The organism is Pedobacter steynii (assembly GCF_900103665.1).
In the GTDB taxonomy this organism is placed as follows: domain Bacteria; phylum Bacteroidota; class Bacteroidia; order Sphingobacteriales; family Sphingobacteriaceae; genus Pedobacter; species Pedobacter steynii.
Genome location: NZ_FNGY01000006.1, coordinates 229,760 through 247,782, shown reverse-complemented (window position 1 = coordinate 247,782; position 18,023 = coordinate 229,760). Strand labels below are relative to the sequence as shown.

Genomic DNA, 18,023 nt, shown 5'->3' with positions numbered 1-18,023 from the left:
CATAAACCGTACGTTAAACTTCTCCGAAAGAATAAAACAACAAAGCCTCCCTGTAAACAGGAAGGCTTCATCAGATTCTTTGACAGAATCTATAAGTTTTAATAGATTAAGTTCTACAAACCGAAGTTAAATGCAGCTCTTAAGCCGATAAATGAACTTGTACCATTTTTAGACCATCCTTCGTAACGTGCTCCTACATCGATTGAAGATTTGTCTGCAACCGGGAACTCAATACCAAGACCTGGAGAGTAAGCAAATGCAGTACTACCACCTGTTTCAGTTGAAAACGCAGCACCTAGCTCACCATTTACATAAAAATTTTCTGCTACAAAATACCTGGCACCAACCTTTACCGGAATAATTCCTGAAGTACCACCACCAATAATATCTTTAGCTTTGATACTTAGGTAACCTGCATTAGCAGTTAAATTCAAATTTGGAGCTACCGGATGTTGGTACAATAATGAACCTCCAACACCAAATTTAGCCCAATCGCCAAAGTTTCCTACTGGAAACGCGAATTCAGCACCTATACCTAACTTAGGGCCACTCATTGCCGCATCTTTCTGTGCATTAACATTAGTGAATGCAAAAATACCTGCGATTGCTGTTAGTAAAAATAATTTTCTCATGTGTTTACGTTTAAATTTATATTACTGATATAAAATCAACTCTTAGATGCAAAAACTTGGCCAATCGTTACAAACTCATAAATAAAAATTAATCAGGAGGTCAGTTTTCTGAAAATATCCTCTAAAGAAGTCATTTGGTGTTCATTTTTAAGTTCAGTAATTGTGGCATTGGCTACAATTTTGCCTTTATTGATGATGATGACTTCATCACAAAGTGCTTCTACCTCCTGCATAATATGCGTAGAAAGAATCACCGTTTTATCTTTCCCAAGATTTTTGATCAACTCTCTGATGTCTGTGAGCTGGTTTGGGTCCAGTCCTGATGTCGGTTCATCCAGAATTAATACTTTGGGTTGATGAATGATAGCCTGAGCCAAACCTACCCTTTGCCGGTATCCTTTCGACAACATGGAAATCTTTTTATGCTGTTCCGGATCGAGCCCTACCTTTTCTATCGTTTCTTTTACACGTAATGCAGCATCTTTCAATTGATAAGTATTTGCCACAAATAACAAAAATTCCTGCACGTACATATCTGTATAGAGCGGCGTGTTTTCGGGCAGATAGCCCATAATGCGCCTGACTTCAAGACTGTCCATCTGGGTATCAAAACCACACAGCTTAGCCGTCCCGGATGTAGGTTTTAAATAGCCCGTCAGCATTTTCATCGTGGTCGACTTCCCGGCACCATTAGGGCCTAAAAAGCCCAAAATCTTTCCTGGTTTAGCTTCAAAGCTAATCTCGTCTACTGCTTTTTGCTGACCATAATGTTTCGCCAGCCCCTTTACCTGAATACTCAATTTACTTTACTTTTTTAACGTGTACAGAAGTTATCTTCTTATCTTTTCTATATTGATCCAGTTCTTTTCCAGCCATCACCAGATTGTCTGTAGAGATCATATCTGCACCGCTGTTCGCGTACATATAATAATACTTAGTGCCTCTTCTGGTCTTTGCACGTTTGTCTAAGTTACCCATTGTTCCCATGATACAAGGGATACCGTCCTGATGTAAAGCCCAAAAATCTTTTTGATCAAATCCGCGTGTTCCCACAAAGGCAACCATTCTATCATAAGGAACACCTTTAGACTTTAAACGTTCCAGATCGTTATTGTATTTGGCCGAAACAGAAATCATCAGGTCCGGAGCCAGTTGATGTACTTCTACTGCCTGATTGTCATTGTAAGTAATGATGATCGAATTAGATTCAGATTTGGTTTTGCGGACTTCCTCAATGATTTTTGCAAAAGGAACTCCCCTCTTCACATCAATGGTGAACAATACTTTTCCCTTACCCCAGCTTAAGACCTCTTTTAAAGTAGGAATCTTATAAGAGGTTAAGGTTCCGAAATTGTCTTTCAATTGCAGCTTCTGCAATTCGGCATAGGTATGTTCTCTGATGAAGCCCGTTCCATTACTTGTTCTGTCCAGCTTGTCATCGTGCATCACCACCAACACAGAATCTTTACTCAATGTCACATCAAACTCAATGACTACAGGCTGATGGGTCGTCGCATTTTCAAAAGTGGCAATACAATTTTCAGGGAAGCCCTTCATAGGCCCGCCTCTATGTGCACTGATCAGTGGGTATCCCGGCGTTTTTCTGTTTAAAAAGCCTCTTAATTCCCGGGCATTCCCAAAAGAAATGTAATTTTTTGTTTGTGAGGTACAAGATACGGCAAGCAAAAGAAAGCCCGCCAGAAGCAGATTAAATTGTTTCATGTTCAAAAGTAGGAAAATTAGACCTTACCCAATGATATTTCTCTGCATTCAATTTATGCTGCCTTTTCAGTATGGAGCTGTTCATTCCGAAATAAAGTTTACCACAAAACATTCAGAGAAAAAGCAGGTAAAAGACAGCTTGCAGTATTGCTCATAACACACTCCATTTATAGGCGTTGCTCACCCGCCTTTAACACGCTTTCAAGCGGGCTTGCACCGAGTATAGACCGAGTTTAAAGCGTGGTCAGAGCGTGGTGCCCGGAACCCTGTTTCAAGGCAGTTCCGAGCCCTTATTACGGATATAGCTTTACAAAAAAAATGTCCTGATTTTGTGCTATTCCTACCTGGTCTTTACAATCCCTGCATTGTATTTTAAGAATCATCCAACTTAGGTGAGCTGATTTATTTGTTAATCTTCTATATTTGCATCACTATGGCAAAGAATACTAACGACGAACAATTTAAAAATGTAATATCACACGCCAAGGAATACGGTTTTGTATTTCAAAGCAGCGAGATTTATGATGGACTAAGTGCTGTATATGACTACGGACAACTAGGCGCTGAACTAAAGAACAACATTAAAACTTATTGGTGGAAATCTATGGTTCAGATGCATGAAAACATTGTAGGAATAGATTCTGCAATCTTTATGCACCCGAAAGTATGGAAAGCCAGCGGACACGTAGATGGGTTTAACGATCCAATGATCGATAACAAAGACTCTAAAAAACGCTATCGTGCCGATCAGTTGTTAGAAGATAAAATTGCCCGCTACGAAAAAGACGGAAAAACAGAAAAGGCTGCAAAATTGCAGGCCGATATGGACAATGCTTTACAGGCAGAAGACCTTCCACGTTTAAAACTATTAATCGAGGAGCATGAGATTGCCTGCCCGGTAAGCGGAACCAAAAACTGGACTGAAGTACGCCAGTTCAACCTGATGTTCAGCACTCAGTTTGGTGCAATGGCAGAAGGATCTGATGAAGTATACCTACGTCCGGAAACGGCACAAGGTATTTTTGTGAACTTCTTAAACGTGCAGAAATCAGGAAGAATGAAAATTCCTTTCGGAATTGCACAAATTGGAAAGGCCTTCAGAAATGAAGTTATTGCCCGTCAGTTCATCATGAGAATGCGTGAATTTGAACAAATGGAAATGCAATTCTTTGTTCGTCCGGGTGAAGATGCAAAATGGTTTGCTTACTGGAAAGAAGCGCGTTTAAAATGGCACCAGGCATTGGGTACTCCTGCAGAGAAATACCGTTACCATGACCATGTGAAACTGGCACATTATGCCAATGCCGCTACAGATATCGAATTTGAATTCCCTTTTGGATTTAAAGAAGTAGAAGGTATTCACAGCCGTACAGATTTCGACCTTACGCAACACCAGAAGTTCTCTAACAAGAAAATGCAGTATTTTGATGCAGAACTGAATGAAGAAGGAAAACCTTATGGAAACTATATTCCTTATGTGATCGAAACTTCTATTGGTTTAGACCGCATGTTCCTCTTAACGATGATCAATGCTTTTGAAGAGCAGGACCTGAGCGATGGAGAAAAACAAGACAGCAGAACTTTACTACGCTTACATCCTTGTTTAGCACCAGTAAAAGTAGCCATCTTCCCATTAACCAAAAAAGACGGTTTACCGGAAAAAGCAAGAGAAATCATGAACAGTTTAAAACTTGATTTCAACTGTATATATGAAGAAAAAGATGCAATTGGAAAACGTTACCGCAGACAAGATGCCATCGGTACCCCATTCTGTCTGACGATAGATCACCAGACCCTGGAAGACGATACGGTAACCATCCGTCATCGTGATACCATGGAACAACAACGCATAGACATTAAAGACCTGGAGTCTTTAATCTCAAGCAAAGTGAGCTGGAGAAACTTATTGCAATAAGCGATAAAAACATACTTATAAAAAATCCGGTGTTAGAAAATAACACCGGATTTTTTATTTCAAAACTTTACTCAGGGTATATTCCCAATTCATCCTCGCAATATTCAGCACAGAAATGTTCTGAGGACATTCCACTTCACAAGCTTCCGTATTCGTACAATGGCCAAAGGCCTCTATGTCCATCTGTTCTACCATGGAAAGCACCCTTTTTCTGGACTCTATCTTGCCCTGCGGCAATTTGGCCAGGTGCGCAATTTTTGCTGAAGTAAATAATGCTGCACTGGAATTTTTACAGGTAGCCACACAGGCACCGCAGCCGATACAAGCTGCAGAATCAAAAGCAGATTCTGCATGTTCATGACTTACCGGAATTCCGTTTGCCTCCGGTGCCTGTCCCGTATTTACCGAGATAAAACCTCCTGCCATAATGATCCGGTCGAATGCTGAGCGGTCTACCCGCAGGTCTCTTTTTACCGGAAAAGCTTTACCCCGGAAAGGTTCGACATAGATCGTATCCCCATCTTTGAATTCCCGCATGTGCAGCTGACAGGTGGTGAGGTGAGGGATTGGTCCATGTGCACGTCCATTGATCATCATCCCACATTGGCCACAGATTCCTTCCCGACAATCGTGGTCAAACTCCACCGGACGGTCTCCACTCAGGATAAGTTGTTCGTTCAGTGTATCCATCATTTCCAGAAAGGACATGTGAGGGATGACATTATCCAGCTGATAATCGACTAAATGCCCAGGACTTCCGGCATCAGTTTGCCTCCATATTTTCAAATTGATCTTCATAACCCGGTTTGATTATTTGTAACTTCTCACTGTTAATTCCACATTTTCAAAATGCAGCGGTTCGGGAACCAACCGCTCTTCCCTGTTCTCCCCTTGCCATTGCCAGGCAGATACAAAACAAAACTCCTCATCGTTCCTCAATGCTTCTCCCTCCGGAGTCTGGTATTCTTCCCTGAAATGAGCCCCACAGGATTCGTCCCTTGTTAAAGCATCCTGACACATCAGTTCTGCTACTTCGAGGTAATCACTGATCCGCCCTGCTTTTTCCAGTTCACCATTCATTTCTTCCTCCGTTCCCGGAACCTTAAGGTGTTGATAGAAATCTTCGCGTAGTTTTTTTATTTCATCAATGGCATACAACAATCCTTTTTTACTTCTGGACAGTCCGCAATAATCATACAGCAGTTTGCCCAATGTTTTATGGTAATGATCGGCGGTTTTAGTTCCGTTAATCGCTAGTAATTTCCCAAGATGCGCCCTCACCTGCACTTCCGCATCTATGAACTCCTGCGCATCCGTTTCCAGTTTCGGGGAATGAATCTCTCCTGCGAGGTAATTGGAAACCGTATAAGGCGCAACAAAATAACCATCCACACAAGCCTGCAACAAGGAGTTTGCCCCAAGACGATTTGCGCCATGGTCTGCAAAATTTGCTTCACCAAGGGCGAATAAACCCGGAATAGTGGTCATCAGTTCATAATCCACCCATAGTCCACCCATAGAAAAATGGGCTGCCGGCGAGATCATCATTGGTTCTGAATACGCGTCTGTGGCCGTAATTTTACGGTACATATCAAACAGATTTCCATATTTTTCTTGAATCTTTTCTTTCCCCTGTTCTTTTATTGCTTTAGAAAAGTCCAGATAAACGGCATTCAGTTGTGGCCCGACGCCGAATCCGGCATCGATACGCTCTTTGGCAGCTCTGGAAGAAATATCCCTCGGCGCCAAATTTCCAAAAGCAGGGTACCGGCGTTCCAGGTAATAATCACGTTCATTCTCAGGAATATCATTTGGTTTTCTTTTCTCTTCCGGCTTTGAGGGTACCCAAATCCGCCCGTCATTGCGCAGGGATTCAGACATCAGGGTTAGTTTGCTCTGGTAATCTCCGGATTGTGGAAGCGAGGTCGGATGAACCTGAGTCCAGCTTGGACAAGCCATGAATGCGCCTTTCTTATGTGCCCGCCAAATGGCAGAAGCATTACAACCCATCGCCAGCGTAGATAAATAATAGATCTTACCGAAGCCTCCTGTGGCCAGGATCACTGTATTTGCAGAATGACGCTCAATTTCTCCTGTGTCCAGATTTCTGACGATGATTCCCCTTGCTTTTCCATCCACAAGTACCAGATCCAGCATCTCATGACGGGTATAAAGCGTGACTGTTTTTGCCGCAGCCTGTCTCATCAATGCCTGATAGGCACCCAATAACAATTGTTGTCCGGTTTGTCCCCTTGCATAAAAAGTCCGGCTCACCTGTACCCCTCCAAAGGAGCGGTTGTTTAAATAGCCGCCATACTCCCTGCCAAAAGGCACGCCCTGTGCTACTGCCTGGTCTATCAGCTGTGCGGAACACTCTGCCAGGCGGTAAACATTGGCTTCCCGGGAACGGAAATCCCCTCCCTTGATCGTATCGTAAAACATGCGGTACACGCTATCCCCGTCATTTTTATAATTCTTGGCTGCGTTTACCCCACCTTGCGCTGCTACAGAATGCGCCCTTCTCGCAGAATCCTGGAAACAAAAAGATTTGACCTTATATCCCATTTCTGCCAGCGATGCGGCGGCAGCACTTCCGGCAAGTCCGGTACCGACGACAATTACTTCCAGTTTTTTCCTGTTGGCAGGATTAACCAGTCTTGCATGATCTTTATAAAAACTCCATTTATCTTTTAAGGGGCCGGGAGGTATTTTTGCATTTAATTCCATGATACATGCTGAGTTAAGTAAACGTAGATCGGGATAATGGCAAATCCTGCGGTGATGACATAGCTATACCCCCTGCCGAAGACCCTGATCCAGGAAACGTATTTTGGATGGTAAACACCCAGAGAACGGGCCGCGCTGAAAAAGCCATGTAAAAGGTGATAGCCCAATGCAAACATAGAAAGCACATAAAAAAGTACATACCACCAGTCCTGATAGGCAGCAATCACGATGGTGTACAAATCTTTATGACCGTATTCGTCCACTGGCAATGTGCCGAATTTATACTGATACCAGAAATCTTTAAAATGAAAAACCAGAAAGATCAGGATCAATGTCCCTAAAATCCCCATATTCCGGGAATACCATTTGCTTGATGCCCCTCTTTTATCAACGGCATATTTACCTGCTGTTTTTCGGTTTTTAAGCGTGATCACCAGGGCGTCCAGACAATGGACAATTAGGGAAGTATATAAAACATAGGAAATGATCTTGATAAAAATATTCCCGGAGAGCAGCTGAGAATAGCCATTAAAACTTTCCTTTGCCTGTACCGCCGGCAATAGCAGCTGCAAGTTTCCCAACAGGTGAATCACCAGAAAAAAGCAAAGAAATAATCCCGTTAAGGCCATCAGCGTTTTGCGCATCAGGGTAGATAAAGTGTGCTCCATTCTATTTCATTTAATATAAACCAATCGCTTTCCACCAGAGGCCTCCGATGCCCATCCAGATGATCAGGAAAAAGATACTTAAGATGAACCCGCGCGACCACCAGTCCTTCACCTCTACATAGGTACTGCCAAAAAACACAGGTGCCGGACCATGTCCATAATGGGTTAAGGTTCCAAATATTCCTCCGCAAAAACCGAGCGATAAGGCCAGCAGCATCGGCGGAATCCCAATACTGATGCCTACCCCCAGCAATGCCGCATACATGGAAGCCACATGTGCCGTAGCGCTTGCAAAAAGATAGTGGCTATAGAAGTAAACCAGGATAATGATCGGAAAGGCCATTGTCCAGCTCATGCCTCCAATTTTGGCTTTCACCAGGTTGCTGAACCAGGGAATCAAACCCAGTTGATTCAACGCGCTCCCCATCATCACCAGTGCCGAAAACCATACAATGGTATCCCATGCTCCTTTTTCACTTTTCACATCTTCCCAGGTGAGGACCCTGGAAAGCAATAGGAATACCAGGCCGATAAAGGCCGTCGTCGTTGCGTCAATTTTAAAGAGATCTCCGGTAATCCATAGAAAAAGCAGGACCACAAAAGCGGTGAGCATGAGCCATTCATTCCTGGTCACCGCTCCCATCTCTTTCAATTTCTCTGTCGCCATTTGTGTCGCCCCACTGGTTTTTTTGAGCTCTGGCGGATATATTTTGTAAAGGATATAAGGCACAGCGATCAGCGAGATGATCCCCGGAACAATGGCTGCCCACATCCAGGACATCCAGGTGATGTGAATGCCGAGGTCGGCGGCAAATTTCTGACACATCGGGTTACTCGCCGTTCCGGTAAGAAACATAGCAGAAGTAACCAGATTGATGTTATAACAACTCAAACTCAGGTAAGCGCCCAGTTTCCGGTGTGTTTCCGGTTGTTCCGGGACAGAGCCAAAATTTAAGGCCATTGCTTTCATGATGGGATAGATAATTCCACCGCCACGGGCCGTATTGCTTGGAATGGCTGGTGCAAGTACCAGATCTGCCAGTCCGAGCCCATAGCCTAAACCTAAAGAACTGCGACCAAAAACCCGGACAAAAAGATAAGCAATCCTGCTGCCCAATCCGGTTTTAATAAAGCCACGGGCGATAAAAAAGGAAATTCCAATCAGCCAGATCACCTTATCTCCGAAACTACTCAAAGCTAAAGTGATGGACTTACCCGGATTTCCCGGTGCAAGGACACCCGACAAGGCCACAGTAGCGATAGCGATCATGGACATCGTTCCCATCGAAGCCGCTTTAAGGATGATCCCCAGGATCGTTCCAAGAAAAATAGCGAGCAGATGCCATGCTTCCGGCTTAACACCATCCGGGATGGGTAAAAACCAAATAATGGCCCCAAAAGCCAGGGTGACCAGCATCATTTTGTAGTTAATTTCTTGCATAGTTTGTCGTATTAGTTCGTTAAAAGCGCGCCTGCACCTGGCAGATCACCCTGTTGGTATTGTATTCTGTGGTGTTTGGTATATTTCTCTGATACCTGTCCATCATCAGACCAAGCTGAACGCGGATCGCATAGGCCTCGGCAAAAGAAGCGCTAAGCATAGGGATGTAGGTTTGTCTGGCATTGCCCGACTGCTTAAAATCGGCATCCAGATATTCGTAACGAAAGGCAAATTCCAGGTCTTTCAGTCTTGTATTTTTGAAGCTGTAACTGACATTTGGCAAGACATAAATCCCTCTCATCGCATAGCGGCTGACCGGAATCACAGGGCTTGTCTGGTTAAAGAATTCCTGACTATTGATTCCCTGTTTGTATTCGGAGGTGAATTTTATCCCCCATTTTTCATTGAGTTGTTTTTTATAGTCCAGGTCTATTCCATAAGCCCAGATCTTCTGTCCCATATTTTTACCGGCTCCTCCGCTGAGCCCCAAATGTGTTTCTTTATTCAGCCCAAAAACCAGTCGTGCGGGAAAAATCTTGCCATCGTCGTTGTCGACGGTATTCCGGTTATTGCCGTTAAAAATGCCTATAGCATATTCAATAGGAACAGCAATGTCTTTGATTTTACCGGAGAAACTAGCACCAATCTGGAAACTCTGCCAGCTGTTCCCCCCAAACAGGTAATACTGATTGGAATAATCTATAGACTGTACAAAATCTACCGGATAATTGTCCTCTTGTCCGAACTGCGGGCGAAACTGACCGAACTGAAAGTTCACATAGTCATTGATGCTGTATTTGATAAAGGCATTTTCAAGTACTTTATTTTGGGGGTTTCCGGTAAAATCACCAAAATTCACCAGGATAACCGCATTGATGCGGTCGCTGATGGTGGCGTTGAGTTGTAACCGTGCTCTTTTGACGGAAAAAGAATTATGAGAAACCTGTTCATCACCCGAATGGTGCAATCCTTTAATGTCAATATCATCATCCAATGAGTAATTGAACTGACTTTGCAGCATTCCCGAAAAGTTGAGTTTAGTTTTGGAGGTTACCGGAATATCAATCCCCTGGGCATTTGATAGAAAAGGCAAACAAAGGAGGAAAAGCAGCGTTAGATTGAACTTCATTATATTTAAGTTAAGGGATGAAAAAACTCAAAAAGTATCGAATACCTACTGAAAGGTAACATTTATTTGAGATTTTTTTTCCTTCTTCTGAAAAATAAAAAAGGTTAAAAGCCTGGGATTCCCTAAAAGTTTCTGGCCTTCAGGACATTGATGATGTAGTTTTATGGGGATAATAAAGGAATTAAAGAGGACATCTTTTTATCAAAAGAAACCAGAATTGGACGGGAAGCCTTTATAAGGAAAACGGGGAAGCCTCGTCCGAAGCCTCCCCGTTTAAATTAACGCTCTCACATATATAGACGCTCATACATTCAGATTATTATATCTGTGCAAAAATATTTTTATGTTTTTTCTAACAACCACCTCTAAAGGTGATTAGAATGGGTTATCTGCCTCAGATTCGCACTATTTAAAATTAATCCAGATAAATTTGGTCATATCAAAATCAGGAAGTACATTTGCCGTTCGTTAGATTAAGTCTAAATAAGCAAATGAAACACCTCTACAAACTACTTAGCTTTACGCTACTTTTAATTTTATCTGCAAATACATTCGCACAACTCGCATCTGCCCCGGCAAGGGGAAGCATTACTGGTAAAGTAAGGTCCAAAGATGGACAACCTGCCGGATACGTTAACGTTCAGATTATCGAAAACAACAGAAGAACCTTGACAAAAGAAGATGGAACTTTTAGCTTCCACAATCTAAAGGCAGCTGAATATACTATAAAGACCTCTTATGTGGGTTTACAGGTGCAATCTCAAAAGGTAACAGTTACTGAAGGACAAACTGCGACCGTAGACTTTATCCTGTCAGAAAACTCTTCAGAATTGAATGAGGTGATCATCGCAGGTACCAACAGTCAGAATCTTAAACCTGTTACGTTAGGTAAAATCGCTATATCGCCAAGAGATCTTCCTCAAGCCGTTCAGCTCATTAGCAGTGTAACGATTGCAGATCAGCAGATGAACAGATTGAGTGATGCCCTAAAAAATGTAAACGGCGTTGCCTTCGGTGCAAACCGTGGCGGTGTTAACGGAGAAACTTTTTATGCACGTGGCTACGCTCTGGGTACAAACAACGTATTTAAAAACGGTGCACGCACCACTACAGGTGGTATGCCTGAAACAAGCACCCTGGAATCAATAGAAATACTAAAAGGAAGTGCCGCCTTACTATATGGTGGTGTTTCAGGTGGAGCGGTGGTCAACATGATCACTAAAAAACCTAAATTCAACTATGGTGGAGAAGTTTCCATGCGTGCCGGAAGCTATGATCTGTATAAGCCAACTGCAGACATCTATGGGCCAATTGCCAAAGATCTTGCCTTCCGCGTGATTGGAAACTACGAAAATGCAGGGAGTTTCAGAGATGATGTAACTTCCAAAAGAGTGTATGTAAATCCTTCCCTATTGTATAATGCAGGGAAAAATACGGAAATTCTCATTCAGGGAGATTACCTGAAAAGTGATTTTACACCTGATTTTGGAATCGGTACTGTTGGAAATAAGCTTCCACAAAATATTGGAAGAAATGTATTCCTAAACACACAATGGGCATACAATAAAACCAATACAACCACTGCCCAGGCAAACCTGACTCATAAATTCAATGACAACTGGAAATTGAATGTAATTGCAGCACTTCAATCCTACAACAGGAATTACTTTTCTTCGGAACGTCCCTTTGCCGCTCAAGATGGTACCTGGAACCGTGCACTTACCCGCTCAAAGACAGAAGAAACTACTTTCAATCAACAGATCAATTTAAACGGATCAGTTAAAACCGGGAGTATACAACATACCATCCTCGTTGGAGCTGATGCAGATCAGTCAAAAACCAAGGCTTATGGATACTCCGTTCCTAATAACCTGACCGACCCTGTAACTAAAAGCAAATACTATGATCAGGTGAACATCACCAATGGATCAAGCTTTAATATCCCTTCCAATAATAACCTTCCTGAAACTCCGCTAATTTCAGATACCCAGACTCCAATCTACAGAATGGGTGCTTTTATCCAGGATTTAGTGGCAGTAACAGATCAGTTTAAAGTATTGGCAGGAATTCGTTATACCTTCCAGAAGACACCGAGGACGGCCACGACTGATTACCTGACCGGACAAAAAACGATCAACAAAAATGGAATTGACAAATCAAAAACAGAAAGTGCTTTTTCACCTAAAGTCGGCTTAATCTACGAGCCCTTTAAAACGACCTCTGTTTACGTAAGCTATGCGAATAACTTCACCTCAAATGCCGGCCTTGACATCAATACCAATTCACCAATGGATCCCTCCATTATTGATCAGTATGAAGCCGGTATTAAAAATGACTTTCTGGATGGCAGATTGTCCGCAAACCTTACCGTTTATAGAATCCTTAACAATAAGTTTGCGCAAACCGCATTGTTCGATGCCCAGGGGATGCCAAATTCAGATACCAATAGAAAAGAATTTACCGGAAAGACCGCCAGTGATGGTTTAGAACTGGACATCACAGGAACCATCGTAAAAGGACTGAACTTTCTTGCAGGATACAGCTATAACTTTATGCGTTATAAAAAAACCCTGGAAGAGACCAAAGATAATACGGGCAAAGTAATCATTCCCGGAGGAATCAAAGAAGGAGAACGTCTGGTAGGGACGACAAAAAATACGGCCAATGCTTCCCTTTTTTATACCCTTCAGAATGGAGACCTTAAAGGACTTAAATTAGGTGCTTCGGCCTACTATACCGGAGATCGTAATGGTGGAAGAAATACCAATAAATCAGGAACCTCAACAGGGATTATCCCGTTAGGTGCCTTTACCACCTTCGACCTTTCCGCCGGCTATTCCTGGAAAAAGCTTTCCTTGTTAGCCAAAGTAGCCAATATCACCAATGAACTGAATTATTTTGTTCATGAAAACTACAGTGTGAACCCGATTGCACCACGACAGTTTATCACTACACTGAGCTATAAATTCTAAAAACAATTGTTTCTATTGAAAAAGGATGTCCCCAAAAGACATCCTTTTTCTTTGTCAGCCAATCCTGTACTTCATAAAATAATAAAATCAATAGTATACAATATGGCCGGTTTTTTGCGTTAAAACGCTGATAAATGCTTTATCACCTTAGCATTTAAGCACAATAACCACGAATGAAAATAATCACAATTGCCCTTTGTTTCTTATTCCCCCTGCTTTCTCCCGGTTCTTCCGGCTCTTCTGCTTCATCCAAAAAATCAGATCCCGACGACAGCTGGACAAGAGAGGAGTTGAAAATGGCCAATACTGCGGGCAATGTAGACTACCTGACAGCCGAAGAAAAAGATATGGTCATTTACATGAACCTCGCCAGAATGGACGGTGCTAAGTTTTTCGACACCTATTTTCAGGAATTTGTTGATGCCCATAACCTGCAAATGCAGCAATACGGAAATTACAATGAAGTAAAGGTAAACAGGAACGACAATTATTACAGAAGTCTGCGCAGAGATCTGGAGAAGGTGAAGGATTTTCCAGTATTCTGGCCCGATGAAGCGCTCAGCAACGTGGCGAAATCACATGCAAAAGACCTGAACAGAAATAATTTTGCAGGACATAATTCCAAAGATGGGCGTACCGTTCAACAACGCATTGGAAAGGTATATCCCAATAAATCAAACGGAGAATGCCTGGCTTTCGGCTTTACTTCTGGCTTATCCAACGTCTGTATGTTATTGCTCGACAAGGGGGTTGCAGATCTTGGCCATAGAAAGCTCATCCTGAATACCTCCTCAAAACTAAACACAATAGGATTGAGTATTCAGCCTCATAGGCGTTACCGTTATTGTGCAGTAATCGACTTCGTCTCCCTTCCGGAATAATTATTTACAATTAAATAACTTAGAATTGCTTTGAATTGCTTTGAATTGAAGAAAAAGGTGCCGAGCTTTGCCCGGATGAAAGCAAGTGAGGGTAAATATATAACTGTGTATAGGCGTTTCCGCCGATATGTTAGAGACAATTATGCCTTTGGCTTTGCCTTTCAGAGTACCTGCAGAGATTTTATTCTCTTTGCCCCGAGTCTTTCCACATAAGATTTCGTTGATTCAGGGGCCTGTTCATTTATCAAAATCACCATTTAAATCATGCTGAAGGCATACGATTCTTAAATCATGTTCCTCTCAGTCTGACCATTTTCCTTTTATTTATCCTCAATTTATGAAACAAAAAGAATTTCGTTCTATACTTGGAACAGTATTTCTTTGGATCGCCTTACTGGGCACTGTAGCTTTAATCGTGAATGCATTTTATCAAAAATCTGCGTTCCACCTATTGATCGCCCTGCCGGTTATTTTAGTAACCGCATTGGCCTACGACCGTTTTCAGTCGAAACATGCCGTATTGCGCAATTATCCGGTAATTGGCCGTTTGCGTTATTTCTTTGAATCCATCAGACCTGAAATGCGTCAGTATTTCTTCGAATCGGAACTGGATGGAAAACCTTTTAACCGCCGCCAGCGCTCTATTGTTTACCAAAGGGCAAAAAATGAACGAGAAACCGTTGCTTTTGGAATGCAGGTAGACCCTTATCAGGAAGGATACGAATGGGTATCACACAGCATTTACCCTAAGAAGTTAACCAATATGGACCTCCGCGTAAAAGTAGGCGGACAAGCCTGTTTACAGCCATACAACCTGAGTATCCTGAACATTGGCGCGATGAGTTTTGGTGCGTTGAGCAAAACAGCGATCCAATCCTTAAGTAATGGGGCCAACCTCAATGGATTTGCCCACAATACCGGCGAAGGAGGAATCAGTCCCTATCACGTTAAAGGTGGCGGCGATCTGATCTGGCAGGTAGGTACAGGCTATTTCGGATGCAGGGATGCGGAAGGAAAGTTTGACGCTGCTTTATTCCAAAAGAACGCTAAAAGAGAGTATGTGAGAATGATTGAGCTGAAATTATCTCAGGGTGCAAAACCGGGACATGGTGGTATTTTACCAGCAGCGAAAAACACCCCTGAAATTGCAGAGATCAGAAACGTGGTGGCAGGAACAACCATCCTTTCTCCTCCGGCACACAGTACTTTCTCTAATGCAACAGGCCTGATGCGTTTCATTCAGCAATTGCGTGAACTTTCCGGAGGAAAACCTGTAGGATTTAAGCTGTGTATCGGCAGCAAACAGGAATTTGTTGACATCTGTGAAGCGATGTCGCTGACCAGAATCTCTCCGGATTTTATTACCGTAGATGGTGCAGAAGGTGGAACCGGAGCAGCTCCTCTTGAATATACAGATTATGTAGGGATGCCTTTACTGGATGCCCTTTCCTTTGTAAACATTACCTTGAAGAAATACGGACTCAGGGATGACATTAAAATTCTGGCTTCAGGAAAGATCATCACCGGATTTGACATCATGAGGGTGGTCGCCCTTGGCGCAGATGCCTGCTACAGTGCCAGAGGGATGATGATGGCTTTAGGTTGTATTCAGGCCCTGAAATGCGACAGTGGTAAATGTCCGGTAGGTATCGCTACGCAGGATAAGAGTTTATTCAAAGGAATCGATGTGACCGACAAAAAACACCGGGTCGCAAATTTCCATAAAAATACCGTCCATGCGACAGTAGAGTTAATGGAAGCCTGTGGTTTTGATAGCCTGTCGGAGATTAAACCGGAACGTTTTAACAGAAGAATTGACACGACAAAAACCTTGAATTTCAAGGAGATCTATTTCTCTTAACTGCGGCTCCCGCGAGCATAAAACTGATAAAAGGGCTGTCTTCTGTAAAAGGGGATAGCCTTTTTATGCTATATACAACAAGCCAGTTAATTAAACATCAATAAATCATTATCAATACTTAAATTTGCAGGGTTAAAATCAAAACTTTGAAAAGAAAAGACACTACAGGGCTGAACCTCTATCTGGTATTGGCCTATCGCTTCCTGATATTGCTGTTCCTATATACCTTGTGCAGAATTGGATTTTACCTTTTTAATCAGGGGCTTTTTCAGAACATTACTTTCCCGAAATACCTGTATATGCTTTGGGGCGGACTTAAATTTGATGTTTCTGCCTTAATCTATATCAATGCGATTTACATCCTGCTTCATTTGATCCCCTTCCCATTCCGTTATAGTGAAGGCTTTCAAAAGTTTTGCAAATGGCTGTTTATCATCACCAACAGCATTGGCATCATCGCCAATCTGATTGATTTCGTATATTATAAATTCACCTTAAAAAGAACAACTGCAACAGTTTTTGGTCAGTTCAGCAATGAGCAGAATAAATTTAAGCTCTTTGTAGACTTTTTAAAGGATTACTGGTACCTGTTGGTCGTCCTTGCGGTTTTCATCTGGGCCTTCCACAAACTTTATCAATTGGTAAAGGTTAAAAATACGGTCAGGTTTACCTGGCCAATCTATCTTTTACATACTGGATTATTATTGGCGATCACTTTAATGTGTATCACAGGGGTACGTGGCGGATGGGGCTTCGGCACCAGACCGATCACTTTAAGCAATGCGGGCGAATTTGTAGATACTCCCGATCAGATGAGCCTGGTGCTCAATACACCTTTCGCAATCATCAGGACACTTAGGGTTTCCAAATTAAAACCTGTAAATTATTACGATGAACAAACGCTGAATGCCATCTATAACCCAATTCATCAGCCAGCGGATACCGCTGCTTTTAAAAAGTTAAATGTCGTTTTTCTGATTATTGAAAGTCTGGGCAAGGAGCATGTAGGCAGCCTTAATAAGGACTTACTGGAAGGCAAGTATAAGGGCTATACCCCTTTCCTGGATTCCCTTGTGGGCGAAAGCTATACCTTCACACATACCTATGCCAACGGGCGTAAATCCATAGATGCCCTGCCTTCGGTCATCACCGGAATCCCTTCTATTAATGAACCCTTCGTCCTTTCGATCTATTCCGGCAATAAAACCACAAGTATTGCCCAATTGTTAGGAGAGAAAGGTTATGAGACGGCGTTTTTCCATGGTGCACCAAACGGTTCCATGGGTTTCTCTTCCTATACCCACCTTGCAGGGATTAAAAAGTATTTCGGACAAAATGAGTACCAGAAGAAAGGTGATTCTGATGGTACCTGGGGGATATGGGATGATCCATATATGCAGTATATGGCAAATGAAATGAATACGCTGAAACAACCTTTCTTTGCCAGTTTCTTCTCTTTATCTTCTCATCACCCTTTCCGCCTGCCGGATGAATACGTTGGCAAATTCCCTAAAGGACCACTTCCGGTACAGGAACCTCTTGGTTATACCGATATGGCCCTGCGCAATTTCTTTAGAACAGCGTCTAAAATGCCATGGTATAAAAACACGCTGTTTGTACTCTGTGCAGACCATGCAACGGTGTCTTATTTGCCTGAATACCAAAACTCCCCGGGGTATTTCTCGATTCCAATTCTGTTTTACCGCCCGGGAGGAGAACTGAAAGGAAAAGCGGATAAACTGGTACAACAGATAGACATTATGCCTACCGTATTGAACTATCTGCATTACGACAAACCTTATTTCTCTTTCGGTTTTGATGCTTTTGATAAAAAAACGGATAACTTTGTCCTGAACAATAACGATGGTTCTTTCAATTTTTACATGGGTGATTACTACCTGGTAAATGATGGAAAAGACAATCTGGCACTCTATAACTTAAAAACAGACCGCCTGGTTAAACACAATATTTTGAAACAGGAACCACTGATCGCAGAGAAATTGGAAAAGAATTTAAAGGCCTTCAGACAGCAATATAACAACAGGATGATAGAGAATAAATTAACCTTCAAATAA

Annotated in this window: 13 protein-coding genes; 5 read left to right on the top strand and 8 right to left on the bottom strand. The window is 42.5% G+C overall.

Annotated elements, in window-relative coordinates:
- Positions 1 to 113: 113 nt before the first annotated feature.
- The 3 genes from BLQ87_RS17870 to BLQ87_RS17860 all read right to left on the bottom strand — a co-directional run bounded on the left by BLQ87_RS17870 (position 114) and on the right by BLQ87_RS17860 (position 2,354).
- Positions 114 to 632, bottom strand: coding sequence for a hypothetical protein (locus BLQ87_RS17870; protein WP_074609452.1), 519 nt, complete (start codon positions 630 to 632; stop codon positions 114 to 116).
- Positions 633 to 724: 92 nt separating this feature from the next.
- Positions 725 to 1,432 carry an ATP-binding cassette domain-containing protein gene (locus tag BLQ87_RS17865; RefSeq protein WP_074609450.1) on the bottom strand — a complete coding sequence of 236 codons (708 nt, stop codon included), beginning with the start codon at positions 1,430 to 1,432 and terminating at the stop codon, positions 725 to 727.
- Position 1,433: 1 nt separating this feature from the next.
- Positions 1,434 to 2,354, bottom strand: a complete 921-nt coding sequence (locus BLQ87_RS17860) for a glycerophosphodiester phosphodiesterase family protein (protein WP_172664859.1) — start codon at positions 2,352 to 2,354, stop codon at positions 1,434 to 1,436.
- 433 nt (positions 2,355 to 2,787) lie between these two features.
- On the opposite strand from BLQ87_RS17860, the gene BLQ87_RS17855 reads away from it, so the two are divergent.
- The gene (locus tag BLQ87_RS17855) at positions 2,788 to 4,269 is read left to right on the top strand and encodes a glycine--tRNA ligase (RefSeq protein ID WP_074609445.1); all 1,482 of its coding nucleotides are present in this window, start codon (positions 2,788 to 2,790) and stop codon (positions 4,267 to 4,269) included.
- Between the two features lie 54 nt (positions 4,270 to 4,323).
- On the opposite strand, the gene BLQ87_RS17850 is transcribed toward BLQ87_RS17855, so the two are convergent.
- The 5 genes from BLQ87_RS17850 to BLQ87_RS17830 are packed head-to-tail and all read right to left on the bottom strand — an operon-like array spanning position 4,324 to position 10,234.
- Complete coding sequence (locus BLQ87_RS17850) at positions 4,324 to 5,067, bottom strand: succinate dehydrogenase/fumarate reductase iron-sulfur subunit (RefSeq protein ID WP_074609443.1); 744 nt, start codon at positions 5,065 to 5,067, stop codon at positions 4,324 to 4,326.
- Between the two features lie 12 nt (positions 5,068 to 5,079).
- Positions 5,080 to 6,996: a fumarate reductase/succinate dehydrogenase flavoprotein subunit gene (locus BLQ87_RS17845; RefSeq protein ID WP_074609440.1), complete on the bottom strand. Its 1,917-nt coding sequence runs from the start codon at positions 6,994 to 6,996 to the stop codon at positions 5,080 to 5,082.
- Entirely contained in the window at positions 6,987 to 7,664 is a 678-nt protein-coding gene (locus BLQ87_RS17840; RefSeq protein ID WP_074609438.1) for a succinate dehydrogenase cytochrome b subunit, read from the bottom strand. The genes BLQ87_RS17845 and BLQ87_RS17840 overlap by 10 nt, the downstream gene beginning before the upstream one ends.
- Positions 7,665 to 7,674: 10 nt before the next feature.
- Positions 7,675 to 9,105, bottom strand: a complete 1,431-nt coding sequence (locus tag BLQ87_RS17835; protein WP_074609436.1) for an anion permease — start codon at positions 9,103 to 9,105, stop codon at positions 7,675 to 7,677.
- Positions 9,106 to 9,124: 19 nt separating this feature from the next.
- Positions 9,125 to 10,234 carry a porin gene (locus BLQ87_RS17830; RefSeq protein WP_074609434.1) on the bottom strand — a complete coding sequence of 370 codons (1,110 nt, stop codon included), beginning with the start codon at positions 10,232 to 10,234 and terminating at the stop codon, positions 9,125 to 9,127.
- 491 nt (positions 10,235 to 10,725) lie between these two features.
- Here BLQ87_RS17830 and BLQ87_RS17825 point away from each other — a divergent pair, with 491 nt between their 5' ends.
- From BLQ87_RS17825 to BLQ87_RS17810, 4 genes are all read left to right on the top strand, one after another.
- Complete coding sequence (locus BLQ87_RS17825; RefSeq protein ID WP_074609432.1) at positions 10,726 to 13,206, top strand: TonB-dependent receptor; 2,481 nt, start codon at positions 10,726 to 10,728, stop codon at positions 13,204 to 13,206.
- 173 nt (positions 13,207 to 13,379) lie between these two features.
- On the top strand, positions 13,380 to 14,087 hold the full coding sequence (locus BLQ87_RS17820; RefSeq protein ID WP_074609430.1) for a CAP domain-containing protein: 708 nt from the start codon (positions 13,380 to 13,382) through the stop codon (positions 14,085 to 14,087).
- A 337-nt stretch (positions 14,088 to 14,424) separates the two neighbouring features.
- Positions 14,425 to 15,948 carry an FMN-binding glutamate synthase family protein gene (locus BLQ87_RS17815; RefSeq protein ID WP_074609428.1) on the top strand — a complete coding sequence of 508 codons (1,524 nt, stop codon included), beginning with the start codon at positions 14,425 to 14,427 and terminating at the stop codon, positions 15,946 to 15,948.
- Between the two features lie 146 nt (positions 15,949 to 16,094).
- The gene (locus tag BLQ87_RS17810; protein ID WP_074609426.1) at positions 16,095 to 18,023 is read left to right on the top strand and encodes an LTA synthase family protein; all 1,929 of its coding nucleotides are present in this window, start codon (positions 16,095 to 16,097) and stop codon (positions 18,021 to 18,023) included.